Genomic DNA, 14,059 nt, shown 5'->3' with positions numbered 1-14,059 from the left:
CCGGGCCGCCCGCAGAGGGCGGCCGCCGCGACCGTGCCGGCGCGGCCGCTCGAGCTGCTGACCTGCGCCTCTCCGCGAAGGGCTTGCGAGGACATGTGTTCGAACATATGATCGAACACATGGCGCAGGTGACGGCGGGGGGCTCAGCCGAGCCCGGCTGCGGCGCGTCCGGCGCAACCGCGGAGTTCGTGCCGGCGCCACCGACGGCCGGGTGGGCCACCGGTCCGCTGGGCGCCGTCCAGGCTGCCGACCGCGAGATCGCCCGCCACACCGCTCTCCGCGCCCGGGCGGTGGCCGAGTTCGCCACCACCCGTCCCGCGTCGGCCGATCGCCCGGCCGGTCAGGCCGGGGCGATGAGCGAGGCACGTCGGGCCGCCCGGCCGGAGGTGCTGGCCGAGGTCAGCGAGTGGGCGGCGCAGGAACTCGTGGTGGCGCTGTCCCTCTCCGCCCAGGCCGCCGAGCAGCTGCTCGCCCGGTCGCTGACGCTGGTGCACCGGCTCCCCGCGACGTTGGCCGCGCTGGAGCGCGGGGAGATCCACCCGGGGCACCTGTGGCCGATGCTCGAGCGGGTGGCGCCCATCGCCGACGCGGCGCGGCGAGCCGCCGTGGAGCGCGATCTGCTCGCGTGGATGTCCGGCCGGGTGACCACCCCAGCGCAGCTCGGCGCCAAGGCTCGCCGCCTCGGTCTGGCCCGGGACGCGCGCGACGAGGCCGCCCGGCTGGCCGCGTCGCTGCGGGAACGGGGTATCTCGATCCGCTCCGACCGGCGCGAGGGCATGGCCTCCTTCGGCGCTCTCCTCACGGTGCCCGAGGCCCAGGCGCTGCTCGACGCGCTGAGCCGGTACGCCGATGCGCTCGACGAGCCGGAGGACCGCAGGACCCGCGGCCAGAAGATGGCCGACTGCCTGCTCGACCTGGTCCTGCGGCCGGAGAAGAACGACCTCCCCGCCGTCCAGGCGCAGCTGACCGTGGTGGCCGGGGTGCGGTCCCTCCTCGGGGGCGATCAGCCCGGTGAGATCGGCAACGAGCCGGTACCCGCCGAAGTGGTCCGCGCCCTCGCCCGCGCCCTGGGCCTGCTGCCCGCAGCGGAACGCCGGGCCGACGATCAGCCGCGGGACGCCGGCGCCACCGACGTCTGGCCGGACGACCTCTGCCCCACGGACTCCTGGCCGGACGACTTCGGTTCCACCGGCGCCTGGCCGCTGGACACCTGGCCCAGGGAGTGGCGAGAGGCCGACGAGCGGTGGTGGGCGGAGGTCGAGGCCCGCGCCCTCCGAGGTGAGTGGGGAGGGGAGGACTACACCCCGGAGGACGAGCTGCTCCGCCGGTGGGCCGAGGAGGCACCCGTCGAGGCCTGGCTGGAGCGCGTCGGTGCTTTCGCCGACCCGGCGCCGCCCTCCGATCCCGATCCCGGCTCCGGCTCAGGACGCGGCCCCGATCTCAGCCCCGGTTCCGAACGTGACCCCGATGCCAGCCGGGGTTCGGGATGCGACCCCGATGCCAGCCGGGATTCAGGACACGGCTCCGACGTCCAACCTGGAACAGCACCCGACCAGCGGCCCGCGACATGCCCAGCGCCCACGACGGAGGACGACGACAGCGGCGGATCCGCTCGCTGGGCGACCGCCCACGGGTCGATGCAAGCTGCCGCGGATGCGCTGCTGGGCCTGGATCGGGCGATCGGTCACGCCCGACGGATGGTCATCGACGCCCAGCGGGCCGACCGTGCGGACGAGGCCACCTGGCTCCGCAGCGCCGCTGGGCGGGTCACCGGTGCGCCGAGCGACCTGGACGCGTGCGCCGCGGCCGGGGAGTCCCGCCGGGCGGCCCTCGCCGCACTTCTCGACGTGAGCGGCGGCGGCACGCTGGTCGACCGGCCGCGCATCGCGGTGGTCGACGAACTCTCCGGCGCCCTGCTCGCGCTGACCGACAGCCGTGAGCTCCGCCGCCTGGCCCGCTGCGACGACGCCGCCTGCCGCCGCGCGCCGGCCCGCTGCACGCACGACCTCACCGGCCGCCCGGGGCTCGGCCCACCCGGCCCGACCGACGGGTACCGCCCCGGCGCCGCCCTCGACCGGTACGTCCGTGCCCGCGACCGTCGCTGCCGCTTCCCCGGCTGCCGCAGGCGCGTGCGGCTCGGCGGGGAGCTGGACCACGACCGTCCCTGGCCCGAGGGGCCCACCAGCGCGCAGAACCTCGTCGGCTTCTGCACCGGTCACCACCGCGGCAAGCACCAGGCGCCCGGTTGGCGGCACGAGTTGGCGCCCGACGGCCGACTGACCGTGACCGCCCCGACCGGCCTGGTCGCGACGACCACTCCCCCACCGTTCTGAGCGGCTACTCCTCGGTGCCGTCACCGATCGTCGCGACCTCGCGGGCGGCGTCCGGGCCCTGCTCGAGCAGCACGCGGAAGCCGTCGTCGTCCAGGATCGGCGCTTTCACCTGCACGGCCTTGTCGTACTTGCTGCCCGGGTCGGCGCCGACGACCACGAAGCCGGTCTTCTTCGACACCGAACCCGTCACCTTGCCGCCGCGCTCCTGGATCGCCGCGATCGCCTGGTCGCGGCTGAAGTCGCGCAGCGAGCCGGTGACCACGACGGTGACCCCGGTGAGCGGGCCCGGGCCGGCGTCCTCGCCCGCATCGGCCAGCGAGACACCGGCCTGCCGCCACTTCTGGACCACCTCGCGGTGCCAGTCGACGGCGAACCAGTCGCGGATCGACGCCGCGATCGTCGGCCCGACGCCGTCGGCGGCAGCGAGCTCCTCCTCCGTCGCGGCCATGATGCGGTCCATCGACCGGAAGTCACGCGCCAGCGCCTGGGCGGCGGTCGGGCCCACGTGCCGGATGGAGAGGGCGACCAGCACCCGCCAGAGCGGGACGTCCTTCCGGGTCTGCAGGTTGGTCAGCAGCTTGCGCCCGTTGGCCGACAGGGCGCCGTCCTTCTTCGTGAAGAACGCGCTGCGGCACAGCGCCTCCTCGTCGAGGAAGAAGAGGTCGCCCTCGTCCTGGAGCAGACCGCTCTGCAGCAGCGCGATCGCCGCCTCATAGCCGAGGTTCTCGATGTCGAAGGCGCCGCGACCGGCCACGTGGAAGACCCGCTCCCGCAGCTGTGCGGGGCAGGACCGGGCGTTGGGGCAGCGGATGTCGGCGTCGCCCTCCTTCTCCGGTCGCAGCTCGGTGCCGCACTCGGGGCAGTGGGTCGGCATGACGAACTCGCGCTCGTCGCCCGTGCGGGCCGCCACCACCGGGCCGAGCACCTCGGGGATCACGTCGCCGGCCTTGCGGATGACGACGGTGTCCCCGATCAGCACGCCCTTCCGCTTCACCTCGCTGGCGTTGTGCAGGGTGGCCAGCTGCACGGTGGAGCCCGCGACCTTGACCGGCTCCATGAAGGCGAACGGCGTCACCCGGCCGGTGCGCCCCACGTTGACCCGGATGTCGACGAGCTTCGTCGTCGCCTCCTCCGGCGGGTACTTGAAGGCGATGGCCCACCGTGGCGCCCGGGAGGTCGAGCCCAGCCGCCGCTGCAGCGCCACCTGGTCCACCTTCACCACGACGCCGTCGATCTCGTGCTCCACCGAGTGGCGCTGCTCGCGGTAGCGCTCGATGTAGGCCCGCACGCCCTCCAGGTCGGGCACGACCTCGAAGCGGTCGCTCACCGGCAGCCCCAGCGCCCGCAGCCCGTCGTAGGCCGCCGACTGGCGCTCGGGCTCGAACCCCCTCCGGGCACCCAGGCCGTGCACCACCAGCCGGAGGGGCCGCGAGGCGGTGACCTTCGGGTCCTTCTGGCGCAGCGAGCCCGCCGCGGCGTTTCGCGGGTTGGCGAACGGCGGCCGCCCCTGCTCGACCATGGCGGCGTTCACGTCGGCGAACGCCGCCACCGGGAAGTAGATCTCGCCCCGGACCTCGAGCAGCTCGGGGACGTCATCGCCGGTGAGCTGCTGCGGGACGTCGCGCATCGTGCGGACGTTGGCGGTGACGTCCTCGCCGGTGACGCCGTCGCCCCGCGTGGCGGCCCGCACCAGGCGGCCCTGCTCGTAGACCAGGTCGACGGCGACCCCGTCCACCTTCAGCTCGCAGAGGTAGCTCCCCCCGGCCGCGCCCTCCCGCTCGGCCCGCGCCGCCCAGGCCGACAGCTCGTCGCTGGTGAAGGCGTTGTCCAGGCTCTGCATCCGCTCGAGGTGCTGGACCGGCGCGAAGGTGGCGGTGAACCCGCCGTTGACCTTCTGGCTCGGCGAATCCGGCGTGACCAGCGCCGGGTGCGCGGCCTCCAGTGCCTTCAGCTCACCCATCAGCTCGTCGTACTGGCCGTCGCTGATGAGCGGCTCGTCGCGCACGTAGTAGGCGAACGCGTACCGGTCCAGCTCCTCGGAGAGGTCGCGGTGCCGGGTGCGCACGTCGTCGGGGACCTCGGTGAGGTCCTCGCGGTCGGCCACCGGGGTGACGGACGGTTCGACGAGGTCGGCGTCGGTGCTCACGGTCGAACGGTATCCGGCGGCTACGACGGTCAACCGGCGCTCACCCGGTCGGGGCCGGGCGCCTCACTCCGGGAGCAGGTACTTCGCGGCCTCGCGCACCTGGCGCATCGCGGCCCGGGCGTAGGACGGCGTCGCCCCCGCCAGACCGCAGGCGGGGGTGAGGGTCACCGCCTCGGGCAGCCGGTCGGCGGTGAAGCCGAGCTCGCGCCACCACGCCTGCACCCGCGACGCCGTCGCCTCCGGGGCCGGGAGCGCGGCGTCGGTGCCGGGGACGACACCGGGCAGCAGGTGCACCCCCGCGTCGACCGCCTCCCCCACCGCGTCGAGGTCCTGGACCAGGCCGAGGTCGAAGGAGAGCCCCGACGCACCGGCGGCACGGAACAGCCCCAGCGGCGTGCGCGGCGCGCAGCAGTGCACGACCACCGGTCCGGGCAGCGCCCGCACGACGGCCGCGAGCTCCTGCTCGACGACGTCCTCGGCGACCGCCGGCAGCTTCCCGAACCCGCTCACGGTCGGCAGCGCGCCCTGCAGGACGGCGGGGACCGAGGGCTCGTCGAGCTGCACCACGATCCGCGCCCCGGGGAGCCGTGCCTGCACGGCCGCCACGTGCGCGGCGAGCCCCTCGGCCAGCGACTGCCCCAGATCGCGGCGGGCTCCCGGGTCCACGACCGCACGGTCGCCCCGGGCGCGCTCCAGCCCGGCGGCGAGGGTCCACGGGCCGGTGGCCTGCACCTTGAACGGTCCCGTCCAGTCGGCGGCGACGTCGTGCACGGCATCGAGGTCGCGGGCGAGGAACTCCTCGGCCCGCTGCTTGTCGATCCCCGGCCGCGGGACGAGCCGCCAGCCCGCCGGGGTGAGGTCGACGGCGAGGTCGACCAGCAGGGCGGCGCTGCGCCCGAGCACGTCCGCACCCGCCCCGCGACCGGGGAGCTCGGGCAGGTGCGCGAACCCCGGCAGCTCGCCGACCACGGTGCGGACCGCCTCCGCCGGCTCGGTGCCCGGCAACGACCCGACGCCGCAGGCGGGGCCCCAGAGACCCCCGGCGTCACTCATGCGGGCATCCCGGCACGGTCGCCGGTGGCCCGGACCGCGGCCTGCCCGAGCACCAGGTCACCGCGCTCCGGGTCGGGGGTGTAGAGCACGGCGGACTGGCCGGCGGCCACCCCGCGCTGCTCCTCCTCGAGCAGGATGTGCAGCCCACCGGCGTCGTCGCCGGTCACCTCGCACGGCACCGGGGTGCCGTGCACCCGCAGCTGCACCTCCGCCCGGAGCGGCAGCTCCGGCGCCGCCCGGGTCCAGGTGGGAGCCGCGGTGACGACGCGGTCCACGCCGGCGAGGTCGGCGGTGCCGATGGTCACCGTCCGGGTCACCGGCTCGATGCCCAGCACGTAGCGGGGCCGCGAGTCCCCGGCGCTGACCCCGAGACCGCGGCGCTGGCCGACGGTGAAGCCGTAGGTGCCCTCGTGCTCGCCGACGGTCGCGCCGGTTGCGGCGTCGACCACCGGTCCCGGGCGGCTGCCCAGCCGGCGGGCCAGGAAGCCGCGGGTGTCGCCGTCCGGGATGAAGCAGATGTCGTGCGAGTCGGGCTTCGTGGCGACGGCGAACCCGCGCTCGGCGGCGATCTCCCGCACCCGCTCCTTGGTCATGCCGCCCAGCGGGAACACCGCCGCGGCCAGCTGCTGCGCGGTGAGCACGCCGAGCACGTAGGACTGGTCCTTGGCGGCGTCGACGGAGCGGCGCAGCTCGCCGCCGGCCAGGCGCGCGTGGTGCCCCGTGACCACCGCGTCGAAGCCCAGCCCGACGGCCCGGTCGAGGACGGCGGAGAACTTGATCTTCTCGTTGCAGCGCAGGCACGGGTTGGGTGTGCGGCCGGCCGCGTACTCGGCGACGAAGTCCTCGACGACGTCCTCGGTGAACCGGTCCGCCATGTCCCAGACGTAGAAGGGGATGCCGAGCTCGTCGGCCACCCGCCGGGCGTCGTGGGAGTCCTCGACGCTGCAGCACCCGCGGGAGCCGCTGCGCAGCGTCTGCCGGTTCTGCGAGAGCGCGAGGTGGACGCCGGTGACGTCGTGCCCGGCGTCGACGGCGAGGGCCGCGGCCACGGCGGAGTCGACTCCCCCGCTCATGGCGGCCAGCACCCTCATCGGCGCCCCGTCCCGGCCCGCCGGGCCCGCTCGACCACCGGTGCCACCACGCCGAGCAGCGCGTCGACGTCGGCGTCGGTGCTGGTGTGCCCGAGGCTGAAGCGCAGCGAGCTGCGGGCCCGGTCGGGGTCGGCGCCCACCGCGAGCAGCACGTGGCTGGGGCGGGCCACCCCGGCGCTGCACGCCGATCCGGTCGAGCACTCGATGCCGCGGGCGTCCAGCAGCATGAGGAGCGCGTCGCCCTCGGCGCCGGGGAAGGAGAGGTGGGCGTTGCCGGGCAACCGGCCGGGCCCAGAGCGGACGACGTCGTCGAGCGGGGCGCCGTTGAGCTGGGCATCGGGCACCTGCTCCACGACCCCGGCCACCAGCCGGTCGCGCAGCCGCGCCAGCTCGGCGGCCCGCTCGACGCGGCCCCGCACCGCCGCGGCCGCCGCGACCGCCAGCCCGACGATGGCGGCGACGTCCAGGGTGCCGGAGCGGACGTCGCGCTCCTGGCCCCCACCGTGCAGCAGGGGCGTGCACTCGGCGTCGCGGCGCAGCAGCAGCGCGCCGGCGCCCATCGGTCCGCCGAGCTTGTGGCCGGTCATGGTGAGCGCGTCGACCCCGCTGGCGCCGAAGTCGACCAGCACCTGCCCGACCGCCTGCACCGCGTCGGTGTGGAAGGGGACCCCCACGTCGTGCGCGGTGGCCGCGAGCGCCGCGACGTCGCTCACCGTGCCGATCTCGTTGTTGGCCCACATCACGCTCGCGACGGCGACGTCGGTGCCGTCGCCCAGCGCCTCGGCCAGCGCCCGGGGGGTGACCCGACCCGAGGGCTCCACCGGCAACCACGTGACCTCGGCGCCCTCGTGCTTGGCCAGCCACTCGACGCTGTCCAGGACGGCGTGGTGCTCGGCGGGGCTCACGACGATGCGGCGACGGCGGGAGTCCGCCTCGCGCCGGGCCCAGAACAGGCCCTTGATCGCCAGGTTGTCGCTCTCGGTGCCGCCGCCGGTGAACAGCACCTCCGACGGCCGGGCGCCCAGCGCCTCGGCCAGCCGCTCGCGGGCCTGCTCCGCGGCGCGGCGGGCCGCCCGGCCGCTCGCGTGCAAGGAGGAGGCGTTGCCCACGCGGCCGAGCTGGCCGGTCATCGCGGCCAGCACCTCGGGCAGCATCGGCGTGGTCGCCGCGTGGTCGAGGTAGACCGGCTCCGAGTAGGTCATGACGCGCTCAGGGTAGTCGCGGGCACGGCCGGGCCGGTCGCCGCCGCCGGAGGACCACCCGCACGCGGGGCGAGCACCGCGCCGCCGACCGCGACGGCGGAGAGCAGCACCACACCGGCCAGCACCGCGACCTCGAGGGAGAGCGCTCCGCCCGCCGCGGCGGCAACCAGCACGCCGACGAGCCCGATGCAGACCGCGGCGCCGGTGACGTCGGCGATCTGGAAGGCCGCGGAGTCCGCGCCCCGGGTCGCGTCCGACGAGCGGTCCAGCAGCAGCACGCTGAGGCTCGGCATGCCCAGGCCCATGCCGAGGCCGGCGACCGCCCAGCTCACGTAGGCCGGCCACCCGCCCACCCCGGGGACGGCGATCGCGGCCGTGGCCAGCAGCCCGGCGGTGAGTACGGCGAACCCGAGGCGCAGCAGGCGCACCCGCGACCAGTGCGGGTGGCGGCCCTGCAGCTGGGAGGCGGTCGCCCAGCCCAGGGCGCCGGCGGTGAGCGGGATCCCCGCGGCGGTGGCCGAGTAGCCGTGCAGCTCGGTGAGGGCCAGCGGCAGCAGCGCGTCCATGCCGAAGAAGGCACCGGCCAGCAGCCCGCGGCCGGCGACCACCGCGGGCAGACCCGGGCGGGCGACGGCGGTCCCGGTCGGCAGCAGCGGGCGCAGGCCGAGGACCAGTGCCAGCAGCCCGGCGACGGCGATCCCGGCCGCCAGGAGGTCGAGGCGCTGCCCCGCGTACTGCAGGGCGGCGATGCCCACGCCGGCCAGCAGCGCCCACCAGCGCCGCGCCGAGGCGGGGGCCGCGACCGGGGCGGGCCGGGGCAGCGCGCGGACCGCGGGCAGGACCAGGCCCAGGCCGAGCAGGATGAGCGGCAGGAGGGCGAGGAAGACCAGCCGCCAGGTGAGGTGGGTGGTGAGCAGGCCGGCGACGACGGGGCCGATCAGCGCCGGGAGCACCCACGCGGCGGCGAACGCGCCGAAGAGCCGCGGACGCAGCCCGGGCGCGAAAGCCTGCCCGGCGACCACGTACAGGGAGACGGCGATCGCGCCCCCGCCGATGCCCTGCAGCGCCCGGGCGGCGACGAACAGCGCCATGCTCCCCGAGACGCCGGCGGCGAGCAGCCCCGCGGCGAAGACCGCCACCCCGGTCAGGAGCGCGACCCGTGACCCGCGGCGGTCACCGAGGTCCCCGCCGAGCACCATCCCGACCACCGAGGCGACGAGGAAGGCGCTGAAGGGCCAGGCGTACCAGGCAAGGCCGTCGAGCTCCGCGACCGCGGTCGGCATCGCGGTCGCCACCGCCATCGCCTCGAAGGCGACGAAGGTGACCAGCATCAGCAGCCCCGCGGTGGTCAGCCGGTGCGCCCGGTCGAACAGCGTCGGCGGCGCTCCGGTGCTCACGCGGTGCCCAACCACCGGACCTCCCGCCTGCTTCCCGTCCCCGGACATGCGTCGAGGGCCGGCCCCCTGCACGGGAACCGGCCCTCGACGGGTGCCGCTACTTGCGGGCGTTGATCGCCTCGGTGGCGGCCGGCACGACGGTGTTCAGGTCACCGATCACGCCGAAGTCGGCCAGCTCGAAGATCGGCGCCTCGGGGTCCTTGTTGATGGCGACGATCGTCTTGCTGGTCTGCATGCCGGCGCGGTGCTGGATGGCGCCGGAGATGCCGACGGCCACGTAGAGCTGCGGCGAGACGGTCTTGCCGGTCTGCCCCACCTGGAAGCTGTGGGGGTAGAAGCCGGAGTCGACCGCGGCGCGCGAGGCGCCCACGGCCGCACCGAGCGAGTCGGCCAGGCCCTCGATGATCGAGAAGTTCTCGGCGCTGGCCACACCGCGGCCACCGGAGACGACGATGGAGGCCTCGGTGAGCTCGGGGCGGTTGCTCTTCTGCTCCACGACCCGCTCGACGACCCGGACCTGCTTGGCCGCGTCGCTCACCGAGACGTCGACGGTCTGCTCGGCACCGGCGGCGGGGGCCGGCTCGGGGGTGACCGAGTTGCCGCGGAGCGTGTAGATCGGGGTGCCGACCGTCACCTGCGAGTGCACGATCGTCGCCCCGGCGAACGCCGCCTGCGTGGCGGTGCCGTCGGGGGCGATCTCGGTGACGTCGGTGAGGAAACCGCTGCCGGTCTTGATGGCCAGGCGGGCGGCGATCTCCTTGCCCTCCGGCGAGGAGGGGATGACGACGGCGGCGGGCGACTTCTCGCTCACCAGCTGCGCCAGCACCTCGGCCTTGGGGGCCACCAGGTAGGCGTCGACGTCCTCGGACTCGGCGACGTAGACGGTGGCGGCGCCGTACTCCGCGAGGGCGTCCTTGACGCCGGCGGCGGTGCCGGGGGCACCGAGGACGACGGCCGACGGCTCACCGAGTGCGCGCGCCGCGGTCAGGGCTTCCAGCGTGGTCTTGCGGACACCGCCGCCGGCCGGGTCGAGCTCGGCAAGGACCAGGACCTCTGCCATGGGATGTTCTCCTCTTCCTTGGATCCGGGCGGGGTCAGACGATCTTCTGGGCGGCGAGGTAGTCGACGAACTTCTGCGCGCCGTCGCCCTCGTCGGTCACCTTGACGCCCTCGCCCTTCGGCGGGCGGCCGGCGAAGTCGAGCACCTTGCTGGTGGCGGTGGCCAGGCCGACGCTGCCGGCGTCGAGGCCCAGGTCGGCCAGGGTCTTGGTCTCCACCGGCTTCTTCTTCGCGGCCATGATCCCCTTGAACGAGGGGTACCGCGGCTCGTTGATCGTGTCCCAGGTGGAGATGATCGCCGGGAGCGGGGCCTCGAGGGCCCAGTAGCCGCCGTCGGTCTGCCGCTCCACCTTGGCGACGCCACCCTCGATGGTGACCTTGCGGGCACCGGAGAGCTGCGGGAGACCCAGGCGCTCGGCGAGCAGGGCGGGCATGACCGACAGCTGGGCGTCGGTGGCCTCCGCGCCGCACATGACCAGGTCGAACTCCATCTGGCCCAGCGCCGCGGCGATCACCGCGGAGGTCTGCACCGCGCAGGAGCCGTGGATGGCGTCGTCGACGACGTGCACGGCCTTGTCGGCGCCCATGGAGAGCGCCTTGCGGATGGCGTCGGTGGCGGAGTCGGGCCCGACGGTCAGCACGGTGACCTCGCCGCCCTGCGCCTCCTTGATGGTGAGCGCCTCCTCGATGGCGTACTCGTCCATCTCGTTGATCACGTTGTCGGCGGACGCACGGTCGACGGTGTTGTCGGCCGGGTCCAGCTTGCGCTCACTTCCCGAGTCCGGGACCTGCTTGACAAGAACGACGATGTTCATCGCGCTGAACCTTCCTCAGGACGCGTTCAGGATGCGGGCACGAGGCCCGCCTGGCTCCGATCATGGAGGCTACTGCGGAGTAACGCCGCCGCGGTACGAGGGGCGGGTGAGGCACGTCACGCCGGCGGGCCCGGCCACTCCCCCGTGGCGGCGAACCGGCGCAGGACCGCCGTGTACGGCGCCAGGTCCAGCCCCTGGGCGGCCACCCAGTCGTCGGAGTAGTACGTCCGCGCGTACCGCTCTCCGCCGTCGCAGAGCAGCGTCACCACGCTCCCCGTGCGCCCCGCCGCGACCATCTCGGCGACCAGTCCGAAGGCCCCCCACAGGTTCGTGCCGGTGGAGCCGCCGGCCCGGCGTCCGGTGACCTGCTCCAGGTGCCGCATCGCGGCCAGCGAGGCGGCGTCGGGGACGGCGACCATACGGTCGACGATGGTCGGCACGAACGAGGGCTCCACCCGCGGCCGCCCGATCCCCTCGATGCGTGACGGCGCCCCGGTCGTCCACCCCGGGTCCCCGGCCGCGTACCCCGGGAAGAACGCGGAGTTCTCCGGGTCGACGACGGCCAGCCGCGTGGGGTGCCGCCGGTAGCGGATGTACCGCCCGATCGTCGCGCTCGTGCCGCCGGTGCCGGCGCCGACCACGATCCACTCCGGCACCGGGTACCGCTCGGCGGCGAGCTGCTCGAAGACCGACTCGGCGATGTTGTTGTTGCCCCGCCAGTCCGTGGCCCGCTCGGCGTAGGTGAACTGGTCCAGGTAGTGCCCGCCGCACTCGGCGGCCAGCCGCCGGGCCTCCTCGTAGATCTCCGCCACCCGGTCGACGAAGTGGCACCGGCCGCCGTGGAACTCGATGAGCGCGACCTTCTCGGGGCTGGTCGAGCGCGGCATGACGGCGACGAACGGCAGGCCCAGCATCCGGGCGAAGTAGGCCTCGCTCACCGCCGTCGACCCGCTCGAGGCCTCGACGACGGTGCTGCCCTCGGTGATCTGCCCGGAGCACAGCCCGTACAGGAAGAGCGACCGCGCGAGCCGGTGCTTCAGGCTGCCGGTGGGGTGGGTGGACTCGTCCTTGAGGTAGAGGTCCACCCCCCACTCCGGCGGCAGGGGGTAGACCAGCAGGTGCGTGTCCGCGCTGCGCCGGGCGTCGGCCTCGACGGCGGCGACGGCCCGGTCCACCCACGCCCGGCCGCCGGGGCCCGACCGGTCGACCACACCCTCCACCGGGCTCAGCGGCCGGAGAACTCGGCCTTGCCCGGGCCGCTCTCCAGGAACGAGCGCATCCCGGCAGCCTGGTCCTCGGTGTCGAACAGCTCGGCGAACAGCCGGCTCTCCAGGTCCAGCCCCTGCTCCAGGGGCAGGTCCAGCCCCTCGTCGATCGCCCGCTTGGCCGCCGCGAGCGCCAGCGGCGGGCCGGCGGCGAGCTTGCGCGCCATGGCGAGGGCGGTGTCGTACACCTCGGCGTCGGGGACGGCGGCGTCGGCCAGCCCCATCTCCAGGGCCTCCTCGGCGCCGACGTGCCGGCCGGTGAAGACCAGGTCCTTGGCCCGGGCCGGGCCGACGAGGCGGGCCAGCCGCTGGGTCCCGCCGGCGCCCGGGATCACGCCGAGCAGGATCTCGGGCTGGCCGACCTTCGCGCCCGCGCCGAGCACGCGGAAGTCCGCGCACAGCGCCAGCTCGTAGCCGCCGCCGAGGGCGTAGCCGGTGACGGCGGCGATGACCGGCTTCGGGATCCGCGCGACCGCGCGGAAGGAGTTCTGCAGCTCGCGGCCCCAGGCGACCATCGACCGCCCGTCCAGCTGCGACATCGCCTTGATGTCGGCGCCCGCGGCGAAGACCCGCTCCCCGCCGTAGAGGACGACGGCGCGCACGTCCGACCGCTCACCGGCCTCGAGCGCGGCCGCCCGGACCTCCAGGTGCAGCTGCTCGTCGATCGCGTTCATCTTCGGCCGGTCGAGGCGGATGGTGCCCACCCCGTCGTCCACCTGCAGGGTCACGAACTCGGGGGTCGATGCCATGGACGGCACCCTATAAGGACCGCCTCCCCCTCGACCCCCGCTCCGCTCGGGCCGCGCCTCGGGAGGGGGCCGCCTCAGGAAGCGCGCCTGGCGGTGAACCGGCCGTCGGTGCGGGCGAGGTCCAGCGGCAGGCCGAAGGTGTCCGAGAGGTGCTCGGAGGTGAGGACGTCGTCGGCCGCGCCGGAGGCGACGACCTCCCCCTCGCGCAGCAGCAGCGCGTGGGTGTAGCCCGGCGGGATCTCCTCGACGTGGTGGGTGACCAGCACCTGGGCGGGCGCGTAGTGGTACCTCGCCAGGTCCGAGAGCCGGGCGACGAGGTCCTCGCGACCGCCCAGGTCGAGACCGGCCCCGGGCTCGTCGAGCAGCAGCAGCTCCGGGTCGGGCATCAGCGCGCGGGCGATCTGGGTGCGCTTGCGCTCGCCCTCGCTGAGGGTGCCGAAAGGGCGGTGCGCGTACTGGGCCACGCCCCACTGCGCCATGAGCATCCCGGCCCGGGTGAGGTCGTGGACGTCGTACCGCTCCCGCCACCGGCCGACGACGGCGTACCCGGCCGAGACGACGACGTCCCCGGTCTTCTCCGCGGGCCCGATCCGCTGGGCCAGCGAGGCGCTGGTCAGCCCGATGCGGGGCCGCAGGTCGAAGACGTCGACGGCGCCGAGCGTCTCGCCGAGCAACCGCACCTCGCCCCGCGTCGGGTGCAGCTGCGCGGCCGCGAGCTGCAGGAGCGTGGTCTTGCCCGCCCCGTTGGGACCGAGCACCACCCAGCGGTGGTCCTCCTCCACGGCCCAGTCGACGCCGCGGAGCAGGTGGTTCCCGCCCCGGACGACGTCGACTCCGGTCATCCGTACGACCGCCCCTCCGGGGGCGTCAGGGTTCGGCACGCCCCCATCCAACCAACCGTCGCGCCGGTCGGTGCGCCCGCTCCGGTCGGCGGCTTGGCACGATCGCC

The 14,059-nt window shown here is 75.0% G+C and carries 11 protein-coding genes; 1 reads left to right on the top strand and 10 read right to left on the bottom strand.

Going from position 1 to position 14,059, the window contains the following annotated elements:
• Positions 1-119 precede the first annotated feature (119 nt).
• Complete coding sequence (locus ACI794_RS01665; RefSeq protein WP_456615550.1) at positions 120-2,333, top strand: DUF222 domain-containing protein; 2,214 nt, start codon at positions 120-122, stop codon at positions 2,331-2,333.
• A gap of 4 nt (positions 2,334-2,337) precedes the next feature.
• On the opposite strand, the gene ligA is transcribed toward ACI794_RS01665, so the two are convergent.
• From ligA to ACI794_RS01615, 10 genes are all read right to left on the bottom strand, one after another.
• Entirely contained in the window at positions 2,338-4,479 is a 2,142-nt protein-coding gene (gene ligA, locus ACI794_RS01660) for an NAD-dependent DNA ligase LigA (RefSeq protein ID WP_456615549.1), read from the bottom strand.
• 63 nt (positions 4,480-4,542) lie between these two features.
• The gene (locus tag ACI794_RS01655; RefSeq protein ID WP_456615548.1) at positions 4,543-5,532 is read right to left on the bottom strand and encodes a methionine synthase; all 990 of its coding nucleotides are present in this window, start codon (positions 5,530-5,532) and stop codon (positions 4,543-4,545) included.
• Positions 5,529-6,623, bottom strand: coding sequence for a tRNA 2-thiouridine(34) synthase MnmA (mnmA, locus tag ACI794_RS01650; RefSeq protein ID WP_456615547.1), 1,095 nt, complete (start codon positions 6,621-6,623; stop codon positions 5,529-5,531). The genes ACI794_RS01655 and mnmA overlap by 4 nt, the downstream gene beginning before the upstream one ends.
• A complete protein-coding gene (locus tag ACI794_RS01645) occupies positions 6,620-7,825 on the bottom strand; it encodes a cysteine desulfurase family protein (protein ID WP_456602180.1) in 1,206 nt (401 codons plus the stop codon). The genes mnmA and ACI794_RS01645 overlap by 4 nt, the downstream gene beginning before the upstream one ends.
• Positions 7,822-9,222, bottom strand: coding sequence for an MFS transporter (locus ACI794_RS01640; protein WP_456602179.1), 1,401 nt, complete (start codon positions 9,220-9,222; stop codon positions 7,822-7,824). The genes ACI794_RS01645 and ACI794_RS01640 overlap by 4 nt, the downstream gene beginning before the upstream one ends.
• A 97-nt stretch (positions 9,223-9,319) precedes the next feature.
• Entirely contained in the window at positions 9,320-10,282 is a 963-nt protein-coding gene (locus tag ACI794_RS01635; protein WP_456602178.1) for an electron transfer flavoprotein subunit alpha/FixB family protein, read from the bottom strand.
• A 34-nt stretch (positions 10,283-10,316) separates the two neighbouring features.
• Positions 10,317-11,096 (bottom strand): electron transfer flavoprotein subunit beta/FixA family protein, encoded by a 780-nt coding sequence (locus tag ACI794_RS01630; protein ID WP_456579122.1) that lies wholly within the window; start codon positions 11,094-11,096, stop codon positions 10,317-10,319.
• A gap of 116 nt (positions 11,097-11,212) precedes the next feature.
• Positions 11,213-12,307 carry an L-cysteine desulfhydrase Cds1 gene (gene cds1 / locus ACI794_RS01625; RefSeq protein ID WP_456615546.1) on the bottom strand — a complete coding sequence of 365 codons (1,095 nt, stop codon included), beginning with the start codon at positions 12,305-12,307 and terminating at the stop codon, positions 11,213-11,215.
• Positions 12,308-12,321: 14 nt separating this feature from the next.
• The gene (locus ACI794_RS01620; RefSeq protein WP_456615545.1) at positions 12,322-13,110 is read right to left on the bottom strand and encodes an enoyl-CoA hydratase/isomerase family protein; all 789 of its coding nucleotides are present in this window, start codon (positions 13,108-13,110) and stop codon (positions 12,322-12,324) included.
• A gap of 74 nt (positions 13,111-13,184) precedes the next feature.
• On the bottom strand, positions 13,185-13,952 hold the full coding sequence (locus tag ACI794_RS01615; protein WP_456615544.1) for an ABC transporter ATP-binding protein: 768 nt from the start codon (positions 13,950-13,952) through the stop codon (positions 13,185-13,187).
• Positions 13,953-14,059: the final 107 nt, after the last annotated feature.

It is taken from the genome of Blastococcus sp. SYSU DS0541, assembly GCF_054050875.1.
This window is presented reverse-complemented; position numbering and strand designations above follow the sequence as displayed.

Coding starts and splice junctions, on each gene's coding strand:
- ACI794_RS01665 (WP_456615550.1), top strand. CDS start 120: ATGGCGCAGGTGACGGCGGGGGGCTCAGCCGAGCCCGGCTGCGGCGCG.
- ACI794_RS01655 (WP_456615548.1), bottom strand. CDS start 5,532: ATGAGTGACGCCGGGGGTCTCTGGGGCCCCGCCTGCGGCGTCGGGTCG.
- mnmA (WP_456615547.1), bottom strand. CDS start 6,623: ATGAGGGTGCTGGCCGCCATGAGCGGGGGAGTCGACTCCGCCGTGGCC.
- ACI794_RS01645 (WP_456602180.1), bottom strand. CDS start 7,825: ATGACCTACTCGGAGCCGGTCTACCTCGACCACGCGGCGACCACGCCG.
- ACI794_RS01635 (WP_456602178.1), bottom strand. CDS start 10,282: ATGGCAGAGGTCCTGGTCCTTGCCGAGCTCGACCCGGCCGGCGGCGGT.
- ACI794_RS01630 (WP_456579122.1), bottom strand. CDS start 11,096: ATGAACATCGTCGTTCTTGTCAAGCAGGTCCCGGACTCGGGAAGTGAG.
- ACI794_RS01620 (WP_456615545.1), bottom strand. CDS start 13,110: ATGGCATCGACCCCCGAGTTCGTGACCCTGCAGGTGGACGACGGGGTG.
- ACI794_RS01615 (WP_456615544.1), bottom strand. CDS start 13,952: ATGACCGGAGTCGACGTCGTCCGGGGCGGGAACCACCTGCTCCGCGGC.